Annotated in this window: 14 protein-coding genes; 13 read left to right on the top strand and 1 reads right to left on the bottom strand. The window is 30.2% G+C overall.

Features of this window, described 5'->3' with window-relative positions; translation table 11 throughout:
* The first annotated feature begins 86 nt into the window (after positions 1-86).
* The 4 genes from CLPA_RS13890 to CLPA_RS13875 all read left to right on the top strand — a co-directional run bounded on the left by CLPA_RS13890 (position 87) and on the right by CLPA_RS13875 (position 4,104).
* Complete coding sequence (locus tag CLPA_RS13890; RefSeq protein WP_003443093.1) at positions 87-992, top strand: sulfide/dihydroorotate dehydrogenase-like FAD/NAD-binding protein; 906 nt, start codon at positions 87-89, stop codon at positions 990-992.
* Complete coding sequence (gene gltA, locus CLPA_RS13885; protein WP_003443091.1) at positions 985-2,367, top strand: NADPH-dependent glutamate synthase; 1,383 nt, start codon at positions 985-987, stop codon at positions 2,365-2,367. Before CLPA_RS13890 ends, gltA begins: the two co-directional genes overlap by 8 nt.
* A gap of 403 nt (positions 2,368-2,770) precedes the next feature.
* Positions 2,771-3,184 carry a C-GCAxxG-C-C family (seleno)protein gene (locus CLPA_RS13880; protein WP_034829926.1) on the top strand — a complete coding sequence of 138 codons (414 nt, stop codon included), beginning with the start codon at positions 2,771-2,773 and terminating at the stop codon, positions 3,182-3,184.
* Between the two features lie 41 nt (positions 3,185-3,225).
* Complete coding sequence (locus tag CLPA_RS13875; protein WP_003443086.1) at positions 3,226-4,104, top strand: DNA-3-methyladenine glycosylase family protein; 879 nt, start codon at positions 3,226-3,228, stop codon at positions 4,102-4,104.
* A gap of 82 nt (positions 4,105-4,186) precedes the next feature.
* Here the strand turns inward: CLPA_RS13875 and CLPA_RS13870 are convergent, their stop codons facing one another.
* The gene (locus CLPA_RS13870; RefSeq protein ID WP_003443084.1) at positions 4,187-4,855 is read right to left on the bottom strand and encodes a TIGR01906 family membrane protein; all 669 of its coding nucleotides are present in this window, start codon (positions 4,853-4,855) and stop codon (positions 4,187-4,189) included.
* Positions 4,856-5,226: 371 nt separating this feature from the next.
* Here CLPA_RS13870 and CLPA_RS13865 point away from each other — a divergent pair, with 371 nt between their 5' ends.
* The 9 genes from CLPA_RS13865 (at position 5,227) to CLPA_RS20895 (ending at position 18,824) form a co-directional block, all read left to right on the top strand.
* A complete protein-coding gene (locus CLPA_RS13865; protein ID WP_003443081.1) occupies positions 5,227-5,514 on the top strand; it encodes a co-chaperone GroES in 288 nt (95 codons plus the stop codon).
* Between the two features lie 46 nt (positions 5,515-5,560).
* A complete protein-coding gene (groL, locus tag CLPA_RS13860; RefSeq protein ID WP_003443077.1) occupies positions 5,561-7,192 on the top strand; it encodes a chaperonin GroEL in 1,632 nt (543 codons plus the stop codon).
* Between the two features lie 510 nt (positions 7,193-7,702).
* The gene (guaB, locus tag CLPA_RS13855; protein ID WP_003443075.1) at positions 7,703-9,157 is read left to right on the top strand and encodes an IMP dehydrogenase; all 1,455 of its coding nucleotides are present in this window, start codon (positions 7,703-7,705) and stop codon (positions 9,155-9,157) included.
* A gap of 70 nt (positions 9,158-9,227) precedes the next feature.
* Positions 9,228-10,760, top strand: a complete 1,533-nt coding sequence (guaA, locus tag CLPA_RS13850; protein ID WP_003443073.1) for a glutamine-hydrolyzing GMP synthase — start codon at positions 9,228-9,230, stop codon at positions 10,758-10,760.
* A gap of 283 nt (positions 10,761-11,043) precedes the next feature.
* The gene (locus CLPA_RS13845; protein ID WP_003443070.1) at positions 11,044-14,355 is read left to right on the top strand and encodes a type I restriction endonuclease subunit R; all 3,312 of its coding nucleotides are present in this window, start codon (positions 11,044-11,046) and stop codon (positions 14,353-14,355) included.
* Between the two features lie 21 nt (positions 14,356-14,376).
* Positions 14,377-15,927, top strand: a complete 1,551-nt coding sequence (locus CLPA_RS13840; protein WP_003443068.1) for a class I SAM-dependent DNA methyltransferase — start codon at positions 14,377-14,379, stop codon at positions 15,925-15,927.
* Position 15,928: 1 nt separating this feature from the next.
* Positions 15,929-17,167 carry a restriction endonuclease subunit S gene (locus tag CLPA_RS13835; protein ID WP_003443066.1) on the top strand — a complete coding sequence of 413 codons (1,239 nt, stop codon included), beginning with the start codon at positions 15,929-15,931 and terminating at the stop codon, positions 17,165-17,167.
* A 116-nt stretch (positions 17,168-17,283) separates the two neighbouring features.
* A complete protein-coding gene (locus tag CLPA_RS13830) occupies positions 17,284-18,312 on the top strand; it encodes an AAA family ATPase (RefSeq protein WP_003443062.1) in 1,029 nt (342 codons plus the stop codon).
* Positions 18,312-18,824 (top strand): hypothetical protein, encoded by a 513-nt coding sequence (locus CLPA_RS20895; protein WP_003443059.1) that lies wholly within the window; start codon positions 18,312-18,314, stop codon positions 18,822-18,824. The genes CLPA_RS13830 and CLPA_RS20895 overlap by 1 nt, the downstream gene beginning before the upstream one ends.
* Positions 18,825-18,880: the final 56 nt, after the last annotated feature.

Here is an 18,880-nt window from a genome sequence, read left to right as displayed (position 1 = left end):
GTTCATAAAACAATAGAAATATATGATTATATATTTGTTATAAAAGTTTTATAAAATCTTATTGCAATATATAAATGGAGGGTAAAATGTTTAAAATATTAGATGTCAGTAAAGATGTTAACGATATATATAGCATGAAAATAATGGCACCAAGGGTGGCAAAGTCTATAAAACCAGGTCAGTTTATAATCCTTAGAATTGATGAAAAGGGAGAAAGAATACCTTTCTCTATTTGTGATTATAATATTGAAGAACAATCAATAACTATTATCTTTAAAAATAGTGAAGAAGCATCCGTAAAACAGCTTTCAAATTTAAAAATTGGAGATAGTATATTAGATTTAGCAGGACCTATAGGACAGGCATCTTTTTTTGTGCATGAAAATGTAGATGATCTTAAAGAAAAAAACATATTATTTGTAACAGATGAATTGTCAGCTGCAAGAGTGTATCCAGCTCTTTCATGGCTATATAAGAATAATGTAGCAAGTGATGTTTTGGTGGCTTTTAACAGTTATAAAAATATAATATTTGAAGATAAAATTGAAGATATAGCTAAAAATTTGATTATTTCTACGGAAGATGGAAGTAAGGGAATTAAGGGAACTATTTCAACTGTCTTAAAAAATATTTTAGATGAAGATAAAAAATATGATTTGATTATATCTATAGGTAGTACGGAATTTATGGAAAAGGTTTGTTCTGTTACTAAAGATTATGGTATAAAAACTATAGTTAGTTTAACTACATTAATGTTGGATGGTATTGGAATGTGTGGAGGATGTAGACTTACTATAGCAGGAAATATTAAATTTGCCTGTCAAGATGGACCAGAGTTTGATGGTCATCTTGTAGATTTTGAAGAAGTTAAGAGAAGAGAAAATTTCTATAGCAGCTATGAAGCTAAATTACAGTATAGAAAAGAGCACGGAGTTTGTAATCATAGTGAAAATGAAGTCACTATAGGGGTAGAGGAGGATATTCATGAGTAAATTACAGAGAACACCTGCTGGAGAACAGGATGTAAATACTAGAATAAAAAATTTTAATGAAGTTTGTTTAGGATATACAGAAGAAGATGCTATAAAAGAAGCTAACAGATGTCTTCAATGTAAAAATCCTAGATGTGTGGGTAAATGTCCTGTGAATAATAAAATACCCCAATTTATAAAATGTATAAGAGAAAAAGATTTTAAAAAGGCAGCAAGCATAATTGCTGAAACAAGTTCTCTGCCAGCAGTATGTGGAAGAGTTTGTCCTCAAGAGCTTCAATGTGAAGGAGGATGTGTACTTGGCATAAAGGGTGAACCAATATCCATAGGAAACCTTGAAAGATTTGTAGCTGACTGGTCTAGAGAAAATAATATACAGCTGAATGAAAAAGCCCAAAGTAATGGTAAAAAGGTAGCTGTTATAGGCAGTGGTCCAGCTGGAATAGCCTGTGCAGGTGATTTGGCAAAACTAGGCTATGAAGTTACTATATTCGAAGCTCTTCATGAGGCAGGAGGAGTTTTGGCCTGGGGAATACCAGAGTTTGTACTGCCTAAGGATGATGTAGTTAAGCCAGAAATAGATAATCTTAAAAAATTGGGAGTTAAAATAGAAACAAATGTTATTATAGGAAGAACTATAACTATAGACGAACTTTTAAAAGAAGAAGGTTTTGAAGCTGTATTTATTGGAACTGGAGCAGCAGTTCCAAACTTTATGTGGATACCTGGTGAAAATCTTAATGGAGTACTTGCTGCAAATGAGTTCTTAACTAAAAATAATCTTATGAAAGATTATAGAGAAGATTATATGACACCTACTGTAATAGGAAAGAAAGTAGCTGTAGTAGGTGGAGGAAATGTAGCTATGGATGCTGTAAGGGCCGCTTTAAGACTTGGGGCAGAATCTCATCTCATATATAGAAGATCAGAAGAGGAACTGCCTTCAAGAGCAGAAGAAGTAAAATATGCTAAAAAGGAAGGCATTAAATTTCATCTTTTAACTAATCCAGTTGGAATTTTAGGAGATTCTAATGGATGGGTAAAAGGTATAAAATGTGTTAAAATGGAGCTGGGAGAACCAGATGAATCTGGTAGAAGAAGACCTGCAGCAGTTGAAAACTCAGAGTTCATTTTAGATGTAGATATGGTAATTATGGCTATAGGATCAGGTGCTGATCCGTTAATTAATGATACTACAGAAGGCCTTGAACATGATAAGAAAAATCGTATAATAATTGATGAAGAAACTGGGCGTACCTCAAGAGAAAGAATTTATGCTGGTGGAGATGTGGTAACTGGTCCAGCTACTGTAATATTAGCAATGAGTGCAGGAAAAAAGGCAGCCAAAGCTATTCATGAGGATTTAAGTAAATAATTATATATTACTAGTAAATTGAATTTATTTCTTAAGTGTTTTTACTGAAATATTTTGTATCATAGATATCCAATTTAAAATACAAATTTTAAGTTTTTTAAATAAAGCTATTCAGCTTATTCATGTTTATCAATATTTAACCTGACTAACTTGGCGTAAGTCTCCCTCGCACTCTGTACAGCCCTCGCACCAAATTAAAATTTGGGCTCTCTGCTTTTCCTAAAGTGGGAGTTCAACGCCAAGTAAGCCATGCATTCGCAGTTCTAAAATTCAGATGGGGTAAAAGAATCCCCACCTGAATTAAGAACTTGCTTCAATTATGAAATTGGATATCTATAATTAATAATATAATTTATGCTATATTGATTTTTATATGGTATACATAGAGAAATAAGGTGTTAATTTGTTGATTGATTATGTTAAAAAATATTATGATAAAGAATATAATTTAAATTGTGCGGAAACAATAATTTATGCAGCAAATGAAAATTATAATCTTAATTTAGATAAAAATACACTAAAATCCATGGCAGCTTTTGGTGGTGGAATGGCAATAGGTAGCGTATGTGGTGCTATAACAGGAGCTTTAGCTGTGCTTGGTATTATTTTTGTTAGAGATAAGGCTCACGAAAGCTCTAAAATAAAGGAATTATCTATGGAGTTTTTTAATAGATTTCAAAGTGTTTTTCATGAAAAAAATTGTATAGAACTTAAAGAAAAATTTGCAAATTATGAAGAACGTTGTAGTAAAATGGTATATACTGCTGCTGAAATTTTGGAGCAATTAATAGAAGAATACAGAGTAAAAAATATTTAATAAATATTCAGATTATATTTTTACTGAAAAGAGGATATACTATGGATTTTAAAAGCATTGAAAGTAATGAGGATTATGTAATAATTAGAGAGATCAGAAACTTTGAATTAGATCATGTATTTGAATGTGGACAATGTTTTAGATGGAATAAGACAAAAGAAGGTACTTTTACTGGAGTTGCTTTTGATAGAGTAATTGAAGTGGAAAGAAAAGGTAATGATTTAATAATACATAATACTACAGAAAAAGAATTTAATGATATATGGATAAAGTATTTTGATCTTGAAAGAGATTATAATGAAATTAAAGAGGAGCTGAGTAAAGATCCTCTTCTTAAGAAATCAGTAAATTTTGGAAGTGGCATAAGAATTTTAAAGCAAGAGCCTTTTGAAATACTTATATCTTTTATTATTTCTGCAAATAATAGGATACCTATGATAAAAAGGGCTATAAAAGCTATAAGTAAAAAATGGGGAAAGAAAATACAATATAAAGGTGAAACCTATTATACTTTTCCAAAAGTAGAAGATTTACAGGATAAGACAATAGAAGACTTTGAAGAATGTGGAACAGGTTTCAGGGCAAAGTATATAAAGGATACCTGTGAAAGAGTTTATGAAAGTAATAATATTTTAGAAAAAATATATAGCTGTGATGATAATCAGTGTCACATTGAGCTGCAGAAGTTCATGGGAGTAGGTCCTAAAGTAGCTGATTGCATAATGTTGTTTTCAATGCAGAAATATTCTGCATTCCCTGTAGATGTATGGGTTAAAAGAGCTATGATGCATTTTTATGTAGCTCCGGATGTTTCATTAAAAAAAATAAGAGATTTTGGAAGAAATAAATTTGGAATGCTGTCAGGATTTGCTCAACAGTATTTGTTCTACTATGCTCGCGAAAATAATATAACTGTTTAGAGGATATTAAAAAGTAACAAAATCTAGGGATGTTTATTAAATATTCCTAGATTTTGTTATTTGCTTAAATTAATAGATTTTTTTATATATACTTTAATGTATTTTTAAACTTTGATTTTCTATGTAAAAATCTATATATCACATATAGTATAAATCCAAATAGCATTGATAAAAATACTATTAATATAAGACAGTGCATAAAAAATGATTCAGGAAGAATTAAAATTACAGGATCTGCGCTAGGATCAAATAACCAAAAATCATTTCTGAATAATATTTTATGAAAGCTATCAAAATAATCTGTAAAACCTGTCATGAGAATAGGGGCTAGTATTAACGGAAAAACCATTAAACTTATACCTGATACTTTCAAATATAAATATATCTTATTTTTTATGCTTATAATAACAGAAATAATAATAAATATTATAGAAAAGTACAGAAAATAATTTAAATTTGAGAAAATCCTATGTACTTCAAAAAAATGTGTTTTTCCGTTAACTGATGAGTCAAGTGTTGGAAGAATAAAGTCTGATGGATTGGATTGGTTCAAAAAGTCAATTAAATAATTATAGTTAGTTTTAATAGTGCTGACGTCTATGCCAGAACTTTTTTCTATGTCTAAGTTTACTATATCATAATAATAAAGCGACTTAAAATTAGAAACTATTTTAGTAAAAAATGCAATTGTAGCTAGAAATATAATTATTGACATAACTAATTGAAGTATAAAAATTTTTTTATTAGACATATTTATCTCCTACTATGTATTAATTAATAAAGAACTTATTTTGTTTACAATTATAATTATAATTGTTTATATGTATTTTTAATATAGATTTATTAAAATATTTGTTAAAATTACATGAAAATAAAGGATTTTTATACTTTTATATTTGAACTATAGACATATAAAGAAAATAGGAGTAATTAAGTAAAATATGGATATAGTAAGAGATAATTAAATATAATTGACTATATTACCTGTATTAGTGCTAACATGAAATTTGCTTATATAAATGCTATTAATTATTATAATAATTGTATTAGCACTCAAGTGTAATGAGTGCTAACAGGTAAAAATAATAATATATTTTTTAATAAATTGAGGAGGGTTTAAAGATGAAAATTAGACCACTTGGAGACAGAGTTGTTATTAAAAGATTAGAAGCAGAAGCAACAACAAAGAGCGGAATTGTTTTGCCAGGATCTGCTAAAGAAAAGCCAGAAATTGCACAGGTTGTAGCAGTAGGACCTGGTGGGTATGTAGATGGAAAAGAAGTTAAAATGGAATTGAAAGCTGATGACAAAGTATTTTTCTCAAAATATAGTGGAAATGAAGTTAAGCTTGATGGAGAAGAATATTTAATTGTAAAACAAGATGACATACTTGGAATAGTTGAAGATTAATCATTAAGATAGAAATTAGATTTTAATATTGTTTGGAGGGATTTATATGGCTAAAAGCATATTATTAGGTGAAGAAGGCAGAAGATCTATGCAGGCAGGTGTAGACAAACTTGCGAATACAGTTAAGGTAACACTTGGACCAAAAGGCAGAAACGTAGTTTTAGATAAAAAATTTGGATCACCACTTATAACTAATGATGGTGTAAGTATTGCAAGAGAAATAGAATTAGAAGATCCATATGAAAACATGGGAGCTCAACTTGTAAAAGAAGTTGCTACAAAAACTAATGACGTAGCAGGAGATGGTACTACAACAGCTACACTATTAGCACAGGCTATAATAAGAGAAGGATTAAAAAATGTTACAGCAGGTGCTAATCCAATGCTTATAAGAACAGGTATAAATAAAGCTGTTGAAGAAACTATTAAAAATCTAAAGGAACTTTCAAAACCTATAAATGGAAAAGAAGACATAGCTAGAGTTGCAGCTATTTCAGCCAGTGATCCAAATATTGGAAAACTTATAGCAGATGCTATGGAAAAGGTTGGTAACGAAGGAGTTATCACTGTAGAAGAATCAAAATCTATGGGAACAGAATTAGACATAGTTGAAGGTATGCAATTTGATAGAGGATATTTAAGTGCTTACATGGTAACTGATACAGAAAAGATGGAAGCAGCTCTTGATGATCCATATGTACTTATAACAGATAAGAAAATTTCAAACATACAGGAAATACTTCCACTATTAGAACAAATAGTTCAACAGGGAAAGAAGCTTTTAATCATAGCTGAAGATATCGAAGGAGAAGCTCTTACAACACTTGTTGTAAATAAATTAAGAGGTACATTTACATGCATAGGTGTTAAAGCTCCTGGTTTCGGAGATAGAAGAAAAGATATGCTTAAAGATATAGCTATTTTAACTGGTGGAGAAGTTATATCAGATGAACTTGGAAAAGATCTTAAAGATGTAACTTTAGATGAGCTTGGAAGAGCTGAAAGCGTTAAAGTTACAAAAGAAAACACTACAATTGTAAATGGCAGAGGTAGCAAAGAAGAAATTAAAGACAGAGTTGCTCAAATAAAAACTCAAATTGAAGATTCAACTTCAGATTTTGATACTGAAAAATTAAAAGAAAGACTTGCAAAACTTGCAGGAGGAGTTGCAGTAGTAAAAGTAGGAGCTGCTACTGAAACAGAACTTAAGGAAAGAAAGCTTAGAATAGAAGATGCACTTGCAGCAACAAAAGCAGCTGTAGAAGAGGGAATAGTTCCTGGTGGTGGTACAGCTTACTTAAATATACTACCAGAAGTTAAGAAAATTACTGATGAAGATCCAGACGTTCAAGTTGGAATTAACATAATAGTAAAAGCTCTTGAAGAGCCTGTAAGACAAATAGCAGCAAATGCTGGACTTGAAGGTTCTGTTATAATAGAAAAAGTTATAAACAGTGAAAAGGGTATTGGTTTTGATGCTCTTCGTGAAAGATATGTAGATATGATAAAAGAAGGAATTGTAGATCCAACTAAAGTTACAAGATCTGCACTTCAAAATGCTGCATCTGTAGCTTCAACATTCCTAACAACTGAAGGTGTGGTTGCAGATATACCTGAAAAGAATCCTGCACCAATGCCAGGTGGAGCTCCTGGAATGGGAATGGACGGAATGTACTAATTTAAAAAGTAAATATAGTGTAAAAATATCTCGTAAACTTAGTTTACGGGATATTTTTATATTATAAAATTGTTTCATTATAAAATAATTTGTTTTTATGAATTATTACAATTTACCCATAAAAATTAAATATTTAAATAATTAATTTGTACATTAAATATTATTTATATAAAATATGATTATAAATATAATTATATTGGTAAATATATATAATATTAAGATGTTTATATTTTATAATGTGGCAATTTTTGCAATTGACAAATGTATTTATTTTAAATAAAATAAGTGATATTGTTGAGAATAATATATAATTATATGTGTGTAATTTTATTTAGAAAATTAAAAAACCAATATTCTTGGTTTTTTTGTTTATTAATATAAAAGATATGGATAGAAAAGGTAAAATATATTTTCTATTCCATTGTAGTGCATAGAACTGGTAGAGCTTGTTACTACTAGTTATAGATAAGTTAATAATAGTTTACTATATGCTGAAAGGAAGTTATGATAATGGCCAAAATTTTAAAACAAGCTTACACTTTTGATGATGTGTTATTAGTACCTAATAAATCTGAAATTTTACCAAGAAATACAAACCTTAGTACAAATCTTACTAAAACTATAAAGCTAAATATACCTCTTATGAGTGCTAGTATGGATACTGTAACGGAATCCAAAATGGCTATAGCTATGGCAAGAGAAGGTGGTATAGGAATAATACATAAGAATATGACAATTGAAGAGCAGGCTCTTGAAGTAGATAGGGTAAAAAGACAAGAGAATGGAGTTATAACTAATCCTTTTTCACTAGCACCTGAAAATACAATTGAAGATGCTCTTAAACTTATGTCTAGATACAGAATTTCTGGTGTTCCTATAACCGTTGAAGGCAAATTGGTAGGAATAATTACAAATAGAGATATAGTATTTGAAAATGATTATACTAAGGCTATTTCTGAAGTTATGACCTCTGAAAAACTTATAACTGCTGTAGAAAATACTACTTTAGAAGAAGCTAAAGAAATATTAAAGAAAAATAAAATTGAAAAACTTCCATTAGTTGATGAAAATAATTATTTAAAAGGACTTATTACTATAAAAGACATAGAAAAAGTAAAGGCTTTCCCAAATGCTGCAAAAGATAAGCAGGGAAGACTTCTGTGTGGTGCTGGTGTGGGTGTTACTGACGACATGATGGATAGAGTAGATGCACTTGTTAAGGCACATGTAGATGTCATAGTAGTAGATACTGCTCATGGTCATTCTAAAGGCGTAATAGAAGCAGTGAAAAAAATAAAAGAAAAATATACTGATATTCAAATCATTGCAGGAAATATAGCTACTGGTGAAGCTACAAAGGAGCTTATTGAGGCTGGAGTAGATTGTGTAAAAGTTGGTATAGGACCAGGATCTATCTGTACAACTAGAGTTGTTTCAGGTATTGGTGTACCTCAATTAACAGCAGTAATGGATTGTGTTGAAGTTGCTAACAAATATGGAATACCTGTAATTGCAGATGGTGGACTCAAGTATTCTGGAGATATAGTTAAGGCTTTGGCGGCCGGTGCTAGTGTAGCTATGCTTGGATCAATGTTTGCAGGCTGTGAAGAAGCTCCAGGAGAAATAGAAATATACCAGGGAAGAAGTTATAAAGTGTATAGAGGTATGGGATCTTTGGCTGCAATGGCAAATGGAAGTAAGGATAGATACTTCCAAGAAGGCAACAAAAAACTCGTGCCAGAAGGTGTTGAAGGAAGAGTACCATTTAAAGGATCTGTTGTAGATACAATTTATCAGCTTGTAGGCGGAATACGTTCTGGTATGGGATATTTAGGAGCAAAAGATTTGCATACTATGTACGAAACAGCAAATTTTGTAGTTCAAACTTCTGCTGGACTTAGAGAAAGTCATCCACATGATATATCTATAACAAAAGAAGCTCCTAATTACAGTGTAAATCAATAAAAATTAACTACCTATTGGCATTCATTAATAGTATAATAATTTTAAATGATAATTTAATTAGGAGGAAAATATGAACAGAGAACTTGTTTTAGTTATAGATTTTGGCGGACAATATAATCAGCTTATTGCAAGAAGAGTAAGAGAAAATAATGTATACTGTGAAATAATTCCATATACATATTCTATTGATAAGATAAAAGAAAAAGCTCCAAAGGGAATAATTTTCACTGGTGGTCCAAATAGTGTTTATGGAGATAATACGCCAAAGGTTGATAAGAAATTATTTGATCTTGGAATTCCAGTACTTGGTATATGTTATGGACATCAGCTTATAACTCACACTCTAGGTGGTAAAGTGGAAAGTGCAGAAATTAGAGAATATGGAAAAGCTGAGATTAATCTTTCTAAAGATTGTAAAATTTTCAATGGAATAGAAGAGAATAATATAGCTTTGATGAGTCATACAGATTATGTATCAGAACCACCAGCAGGCTTTAAAATAGCTGCTACTACTAAGCAGTGCCCTGTAGCAGCCATGGCAAATGAAGAGAAGAATATATATGGAGTCCAATTTCATCCGGAAGTAGAACATACGGCTTTTGGAAAAGAAATGTTGTCTAATTTTTTATTCAAGGTTTGTGACTTAAAGGGTGATTGGTCCATGTCATCTTTTGCAGAAGAAAAAATTAAGGAAATTAAAGAAATTGTTGGAGATAAAAAAGTTATCTGTGCACTTTCTGGCGGGGTTGATTCCTCAGTAGCAGCAGTACTTGTGCATAAGGCTATAGGTAAACAGCTTACATGTATTTTTGTAGATCATGGTCTTTTAAGAAAAGATGAGGGTGATCAGGTTGAAGACATTTTTAGAAAACAATTTGATATGAATCTTATAAGAGTGAATGCAAAAGATAGATTCTTGGGTAAGCTTTCCGGGGTTAGTGATCCTGAGAAAAAGAGAAAAATTATAGGTGAAGAATTTATAAGAGTGTTTGAAGAAGAATCAAAAAAGCTAGGAGATATAGCTTACCTTGTACAAGGGACAATTTATCCTGACGTAGTTGAAAGTGGTACTGCTACCTCAGCAACAATAAAAAGCCATCATAATGTAGGTGGACTTCCTGAAGATATGGAATTTAAACTTATTGAACCACTTAGAGAGCTTTTTAAAGATGAAGTAAGAGCAGTAGGAGAGGAACTTGGTATTCCTCATGGATTAGTATGGAGGCAGCCTTTCCCTGGACCAGGTCTTGGAATAAGAGTACTTGGAGAGATAACAGAAGAAAAACTTGAAATTGTAAGAGAAGCAGATGCAATTTTCAGGGATGAAATAGCTAAAGCAAAACTTGATGAAGCTATATGGCAGTACTTTGCATGTCTTCCAAACATAAGATCCGTTGGTGTTATGGGAGATGAAAGAACTTATACTCATACAATAGCACTAAGGGCCGTAACTAGTTCTGATGCCATGACTTCTGACTGGGCAAGAATTCCCTATGAGGTTTTAGATACAGTTTCCAGAAGAATAGTAAATGAAGTCAAGGGTGTAAACAGAATAGTGTATGACATAACAAGCAAGCCTCCGGCTACCATTGAGTGGGAATAGCATAAAAATACTGTGAAACCAGTACTTACAGAGATTACGGGATATTTATAAAGTTGGGAAAAGTAATTAAGATAGAAATATCTTAGTTACTTTTTTACGTTTTATTCTTTAATATTGATATAAAAGAATATCATTTATGTTATTGGTATTGAAAATAACTTTTGTAAGACTGTATATATAATAATTATTTATTATTTGTAAAATTAATGTAATATATTGAATGATTTAGTCAAAACGAATAAAATATTATTATAATTATTAAGTTAAACTGAGGGGGATTAGGATGTCCAATTTTACTTTTTTAAATAATAAGAAATGGACAATTTTGGCTAAGTTAGGAACACAAGCTGAAAATTATCTTCATACGGATAATAATGCATCAATGTTAAAGATGCGTATGTTTGGGGAACAGATAATTGATTATATATTAGCAACTTTAAAGATTGAAGTACCTAGGTTTGCAACTCAAGATGATAAGATTAAGCTTTTAAGATCTACGGGAATAAATGGAGCTATTCCAGATTTGTTTGATATAGTGAGACGATATGGAAATAAGGCTAATCATGAAGGATATGAAAATAAAAAAGATGCCTTAGAGTGTTTAGTTTCTATGTATAAGGTAGCTGCATGGTTTTATATTAAGGTAACAAAGGACACTTCAATAAAACCGCTAACATACAAGATGCCAAGACCAGTTACAACCAAAGCACCAGTATATAATATTGAAGATTATGCTAAAGAAAAGGAAGAAATAAGTGAAGAACATACTAAAAAAGTAAGTTCTGTCAAAGAAGAAACAAAAACAGCTGTTGTAACTGAAAAAGATAAGATTGTAGAAAAGGAAGTTGAAGAAACCTTAGACCTTAATGAAGCAGAAACTAGAAAGAAGCTTATAGATATAATGTTAAAGGATGCTGGATGGGATGTTAGCAATAATGAATTAGTTAAATTAGAGTTTCATCTAGAGAATCATAAAGAATTAGGTAAAAAAGGTTTTGCTGATTATGTATTGTTCAATAAAAAAGGTAAACCAGTTGCAGTAGTTGAGGCTAAAAAATCTTCCGTTGATCCTATTATAGGTCGTCAGCAAGCGGTAGAATATGCTGATACTATTGAAAGAGATTATAGAGTTAGACCTATAGTTTTCTATACCAATGGATATGAAATATATATGTGGGATGACAAGTATAGTCAGCCAAGACAAATTTGGGGGTTTTACACCCTAGATGATTTAGAAGAGTTATTCTTTAAGCATAAATATAAAAAAGATTTAAATAAAGTTGAAATAGATAAAAATATTGCAGGCAGACCCTATCAAATAGAAGGTATAAAAAGGGTATATGAAAGATATTCTAATGGATATAGAAAAGCTCTTTTAGTAATGGCTACTGGAACAGGAAAAACAAGAACCGTTATTGCATTAACTAAAGGCATGATGGAAGCAAACTGTGCTAAGAGAGTGTTGTTTTTAGCTGATAGAGATGAACTAGTTAGACAAGCTAAAGAGGACAAGAATAGCTTTAAAACATTCATGCCAGAGCAAATATCCTGTAGGTTTACAGGTAAAAACTCAGATAATAGAGAAGCTACACTTTATTTCTCCACTTATCAAACTATGATTAATTATTATAGCAAGTTTAGTGTGGGATTTTTTGATCTTGTTATTTGTGATGAGTCACATAGAAGCATATACAAGACCTATAGAGATATATTAGAATATTTTGATGCACATATTATAGGTCTTACAGCTACGCCTATAGATTTTATAGAAAGAAATACTTTTGATTTATTCAATTGTGATGATGAAGATCCCACTTTCAATTTTTCAGTAGATGAGGCATGGAGTCATGTACCTCCATACCTTATTGAACCAAGAGTAGTTGATACAACTACTGACTTTTTAAGAAAAGGAATAAAGTATAGCCAGATGACAGAACAGCAAAGAATACAATTAGAAGATGAGGGATATAACGGTGATGAAATTGAATTTGATAAAGATGCCTTAGAAAAGAAAATAACAAATAAAGAGACTAATAGATACATATTAAAGACATTAATGGATAATGGAATTAAAGTAGGAGACTATCTAGGTAAGACAATTATATTTGCAAAAAATAAAAAGCATGCCAATCTTTTAGAGTCTTTATTTAATGAAATGTATCCTCAGTATAAGGGTAAGATGACAGCCGTTATTTACTCAGGTATTACAGAAAAAGAAAGACTTATAGAAGATTTTAAAGGAGAAGACTTTCCGAGAATAGCTATATCGGTAGATTTATTAGATACAGGGATAGATGTACCTGAAATAGTTAACTTAGTGTTCGCAAAGCCCATTTATTCAAAAGTTAAGTTCTGGCAGATGATAGGCAGGGGCACAAGAAGATGTGATAACTTATTTGGAGATGGAGTAGATAAAAAGGAATTTGCAATCTTTGACTGTTATAAAAACTTTGAGTTTTTTGAAATGAATCCAAAAGGATTTGTTCCAAGACCTCAAAAAACATCTATGCAGGTTAGGTTTGAACTTATGTGCAGGCTTTTAGAAATATATAAGTCAAAAAATAACACTGGCATATGTAATGATTTTATAGAAAGATTAAAGTCTGATATTAGAGAATTGCCATCAGAAAGTATAGAGATAAAGAAGAATAGAAAGAAGATAGAACAGGTTAAAAAGGAAGAATACTGGAGTCAATTGAGTGAAGACTTCATTAAGAAGTTAAAGCTGGAAATAGCACCGCTAATACAGTGGATTGAAGCAAAAGAAAATTTAGATGCTATTTTATTTGACAATTCAATTTATAGAATACTTCAATGCTTTGAGACTAACGATAAGGATTCATTAGTTAGAGAAATCAATACTGCTATGGAAAAGTTGGCAAGACTAAAAACAAATATAAATCAGTTTGATGGAAAGAGAGAATTTGTAAAGTTATTATTGGAGCCAGCAGGTTGGGAGAATCTTAGTTATGAAAAGTTAGAGAAAATAAGAATAGATTTAAGAGATTTAATGAAACATAAGGGAGTTGGAGCAGGGGCTTTTGTAGTAATTGATATAAAGGATACTGGAGCAGTAGTAAAAGAAATTAGTGCTGGTTCAGTTCTTTATGGGGCAAATATGGAACCTTATGAAAAGAGGGTAAAAACAGCTATTGAAGAAAGATTGAAGGATCAGTTAGTAATTCATAAAATAAGGAAAGGTGAAAAGCTTTCTCAAGAAGAAATGGATAGTATATATTCCATATTTGGAGAAGATTTTGTTTATACTGTAGACGAGCTTTCGAATAAAACTGATATAGATAAAGAGGACATAGTTGGAATCATTAGGAGATTTATAGGGGTAGATGAAATAGAATTAAATAAGAGATTTGAAGATTTCATTCAAAAACATCATAATAAAATGAATGCTACACAGATTAAAACTTTAGAAATAATTAAGAACGACATTGCTAAAAATAGAGGCATATCCTTTGCAGCATTATTTACAACTCCCTATACATCCTTTGACCCCAATGGAGTAGATGGAATATTTGGAACAATGGCAGATGATGTTTTTAATTTAATAGCACCGTTCAAAGTAAGCGTTATATCTTAGACTTAGAGAGGAATTGAAGAAATGTTACACACAGAAATTAAGAGTAAAATTGATAAACTATGGAACAATTTTTGGTCAGGGGGAATATCTAATCCTTTGACAGTAATAGAGCAGATATCTTATTTATTGTTTATAAAGAGATTAGATGATATAGATACTACTAATGAAAAAATGGCCAATAGGATGGGTAAGCCATTTAAATCCTTATTTATGGAATTAAGTGAAAAGTTAAAGAAAGAGAATAAAATAAAGGATGATTCTAATTGGGAATTATTAAAGTGGAGTCAATTTAAGCATTTAGAAGTAGAAAAGATGTTTGAAGTAGTATCTCAAAAGGTATTTCCATTTATAAAATCTATGGGAGGAGAAGAATCGAGCTTTACAGCTGAAATGAAGGATGCTGTATTTATGATACCTAAGCCATCATTACTTCAAGAATCTGTAAGACTTATAGATGGTATAAATATGGATGATGCAGATACAAAAGGGGATTTATATGAATATCTGTTATCAAAACTTGCCACATCAGGGGTAAATGGTCAGTTTAGAACACCAAGACACATAATAAGGATGATGGTTGAGCTTATGGATCCATCAGCTGAAGATAAGATATGTGACCCTGCCTGTGGTACAGCAGGTTTTTTAATTAATTCATTAGAATATATACTTGAAAAATATACAAGATCAGAAAGTGTATTTACAGATGAGGAAGGGAATATACATAACAGAATTGGAGATATGATGAGTCCAAAAGACTGGGATCATTTTAAGAAGGATATGTTCTACGGTTTTGACTTTGATGCATCAATGGTCAGAATAGCTTCAATGAACTTAATGCTTCATAGCATTGATGATCCAAATGTTAGACAAATGGATTCGTTATCAAAAAGATATGAAGAAGAAAATAAATATACTTTGGTTTTAGCTAATCCTCCTTTTAAAGGCAGTATAGATAAGGAAGATATTAATCCTTCTTTATTAAAAGGTGCCAAAACTACTAAGACGGAATTATTATTTATAAAACTCATAAACAGAATACTTGACTTAGGTGGAAGATGCGCAGTTATAGTACCAGATGGAGTACTATTTGGGTCAACTAAGGCACATAAGGATATAAGAAAAAATTTAGTAGAAGAAAATCAATTAGAAGGTGTAATATCAATGCCTTCAGGAGTATTTAAGCCCTATGCAGGAGTATCAACAGCAGTGCTTTTATTTACTAAAGGTGGAGAAACAAATAAAGTATGGTTTTATGATATGGAAAGCGATGGATACTCTCTAGATGATAAGAGAAATAAACTTGATACTGATGGAGATATTCCAGATATAATTGAAAAATGGAGAGATATAAAGAAAGATAATACTTTGGAACCTAGTAAAGAAGATAGATGGTTCTGGGTAGAAAAAGAAGAAATAGCAGGTAATGATTATGATTTATCAATAAATAAGTATAAAGAGATAGAATATGAAGAAGTTGTGTATGAAAAGCCAGAGGTTATATTGGAGAGGATTGAAATTTTGGAGAAATCTATTTTAGAGAATATAGCTGAGTTAAAGGGAATGGTGAAGTAGTATGGAAAATGTTAAGTTACCTGAAGGATGGAGATTAGAAAAACTAAAAGATTTATTAGAAGATAAATATGCAGGGGAATGGGGTGATGAAGATACTGATAACAGTGGAATTTGTGTAATAAGAACTACTAATTTTACTAATAGTGGAAGGCTAGATTTTAGCAATGTTGTAACTAGAAAAATAGATAAAAAAATAATTGAAAAGAAAGAGTTAAAGTATGGAGATATTATTTTAGAAAAATCAGGCGGTAGTGAAAATCAACCGGTAGGTAGAGTAGTATACTTTGATAAATATGAAGATAATCATATTTGCAATAATTTTACACATGTATTAAGAATATATGATAAAAAAGCTGTTTCAAAATATGTTATGTACTTTTTACTAGACATATATAAAAAAGGAATAACAGAATATTTTCAAAATAAAACAACAGGAATAAGAAATCTTCAAATGAAGAGATATTTAGAGTTAGATATAGTATTACCACCATTAGAAACTCAAAAGAAAATAGTTGATGTTTTAGAAAAGGCTGAAAAGACTTTAGAAAAGAGAAAAGAAGCCATTAAGTTGTTAGATGAATTAGTCAAATCGAGATTTATCGAGATGTTTGGTGATCCAGCTACTAATTCTAAGGGATGGATAGTTGAAGAGCTTTCAAAGTGTTTAATTAATATTGAAAATGGAAAAAGCTTTGTATGTGAAAACTATAGTAGAAAAGGTGAATATCCAGCTATATTAAAATTAAGTGCTGTAACATATGGAATATATAATTCTTCTGAAAATAAAGCATTGACAGATGAAAATTTATTTGTAGAAAGTGTTGAGGTGAAAAATGGAGATTTGTTATTTACAAGAAAAAACACTCCAGAATTAGTAGGAATGAGTGCATATGTTTATGAAACTTCTCCTAATTTAATGATGCCTGATTTAATATTTAGGTTTAATACTAATGAAAAATGTAACAAAGTTTATTTGTGGAAATTAATTAATCACGATTTGTTTAGAGAAAATATTAAGGCTTTATCTAATGGTTCTGCGAAGTCTATGTCTAATATATCAAAACAAAGATTAATGAGTCTGAATATTCCAATACCACCACTAGAACTCCAAAACCAATTTGCAGATTTCGTCAAGCAAGTCGACAAATTGAAATTTGAAATGCAAAAGAGTTTAAAAGAACTAGAGGACAACTTTAATTCTTTGATGCAAAAAGCTTTTAATGGAGAATTGTATAGCTAATTATATATGATCTTGAAGTAATTACCATTAACTTAATTTCAAACAGGTAAATTATGGTATATAATATAAGAGAAAACTAATAATATACCTTATGGGTAACAAGGAGTGATACAATTGTGAGTATAGAAAGTGTTGAATTAAGAAACTTTACTGTTTTTAAAAACTTTAAAGCTGATTTTTCAAAGGGTATAAATATAATAATTGGAGAGAACGGCACAGGAAAAACACAATTACTTAAGGCAATTTATTCAGATATTCAAATTTCTAAAAGCAAAAATATAGAGGATATCTCAAAATACTTTAAATCTGTTAACTTAAAAAGTGATTTTTTAGTTAAACAGTTTAAACCGTTATTTTTAGAAGTAAAGGCATTAAATATTAATAATAAGTCAGATAAAAAATATTTAGCGGGAAAATCTAATTTTAATATTAATGAAAGTAATCCGAAAACAGGTATTAAGCATGAATGTTCATATGAAATATCATATCCATCACAGGAAATGAATTGTACATTTATTCCAGCAAAGGATATGCTTACTCACTCAAAAGGTCTTGTATCAATGGCTGATAAATTTAATGAATTTCCATTTGATAAAACATTAATTGATATTGTAAAAATAGCTTCACAGTGGCAATTAAAAGAACCACCTAAGATTGCATTGAAAATACTGCCAATTCTTGAAAAGATGATGGATGGCAAGGTTGTCATTGAAAATGAAGAATTTTATGTTAAAAAAAATAATGGTGATATGGTTGATTTTGCAGTAGAAGCAGAAGGATTAAAGAAAATAGGGTTGTTATGGCAGCTTTTAATGAATGAGAATATAACAGAGAATAGTATTCTTTTATGGGATGAGCCGGAATCCAATATTAATCCTAAATTTATTCCAGATTTAGTGGAAATATTAATTGAATTACAGAGAAATGGTGTTCAAATTTTTCTTACCACACATGATTATATTTTTGCAAAATATTTTGAAGTTAAACGATCTGAAAATGACGAAATTATGTATTATTCATTATATAAAACTAATTATGGCGTAAAATGTGAGAACAATACTAAGTTTGGAGATTTGAAAAATAATACCATAATGGATACCTTTATTCAACTGTATAAAGATGAAGTTGAAAGGGCGATGGAATAATGGTGCAGATAAAAGAATCTAATATGATTTTTGGTGATTTTCAGGAAGATAAAATTTTTAAGATTGAAAAATCTAAACTACATAATAAAATAGGAGATGGCATAAAAGTTGTAGAATTCATTCTTTTAAGAAATGTAAATGAACTGAATTTTATTGAAGCAAAATCAAGTTCACCAAGGCCCACACAACACAATATTATACGTTTTGATGAGTTTATAGATGAAATTTCAGATAAATTTATACATTCTTTTAACTTATTTTATTCAGCTATTTTAAAAAGAAATAAGGCTTATGGGGAACTGAATAATAACTTTTTTGAATTGAATAATAGTCAAGCAAAGTTAAAGTTTATTCTTGTAATTAAAGGACATGAGATAGAATGGCTATTACCTATATCAGATGCACTAAAGAGGAAATTATCATATCACAATACCATTTGGAAAAGCGAAATTATTGTAATGAATGATAAGATTGCTAATAAATATAATCTGGTTAAAAGTGTTGTTGAATAGCACTTTTAACCAGATTGTTTTTATAAATGGTATAATAATGCAATTAGTGGCAATAT

Origin of the sequence: Clostridium pasteurianum DSM 525 = ATCC 6013, from assembly GCF_000807255.1 — a bacterium.
GTDB lineage: Bacteria > Bacillota > Clostridia > Clostridiales > Clostridiaceae > Clostridium_I > Clostridium_I pasteurianum.
This window is presented reverse-complemented; position numbering and strand designations above follow the sequence as displayed.

Coding starts and splice junctions, on each gene's coding strand:
- CLPA_RS20895 (WP_003443059.1), top strand. CDS start 18,312: ATGGTGCAGATAAAAGAATCTAATATGATTTTTGGTGATTTTCAGGAA.
- CLPA_RS13840 (WP_003443068.1), top strand. CDS start 14,377: ATGTTACACACAGAAATTAAGAGTAAAATTGATAAACTATGGAACAAT.
- guaA (WP_003443073.1), top strand. CDS start 9,228: ATGAACAGAGAACTTGTTTTAGTTATAGATTTTGGCGGACAATATAAT.
- CLPA_RS13890 (WP_003443093.1), top strand. CDS start 87: ATGTTTAAAATATTAGATGTCAGTAAAGATGTTAACGATATATATAGC.
- CLPA_RS13845 (WP_003443070.1), top strand. CDS start 11,044: ATGTCCAATTTTACTTTTTTAAATAATAAGAAATGGACAATTTTGGCT.
- guaB (WP_003443075.1), top strand. CDS start 7,703: ATGGCCAAAATTTTAAAACAAGCTTACACTTTTGATGATGTGTTATTA.
- CLPA_RS13870 (WP_003443084.1), bottom strand. CDS start 4,855: ATGTCTAATAAAAAAATTTTTATACTTCAATTAGTTATGTCAATAATT.
- gltA (WP_003443091.1), top strand. CDS start 985: ATGAGTAAATTACAGAGAACACCTGCTGGAGAACAGGATGTAAATACT.
- CLPA_RS13835 (WP_003443066.1), top strand. CDS start 15,929: ATGGAAAATGTTAAGTTACCTGAAGGATGGAGATTAGAAAAACTAAAA.
- groL (WP_003443077.1), top strand. CDS start 5,561: ATGGCTAAAAGCATATTATTAGGTGAAGAAGGCAGAAGATCTATGCAG.
- CLPA_RS13865 (WP_003443081.1), top strand. CDS start 5,227: ATGAAAATTAGACCACTTGGAGACAGAGTTGTTATTAAAAGATTAGAA.
- CLPA_RS13875 (WP_003443086.1), top strand. CDS start 3,226: ATGGATTTTAAAAGCATTGAAAGTAATGAGGATTATGTAATAATTAGA.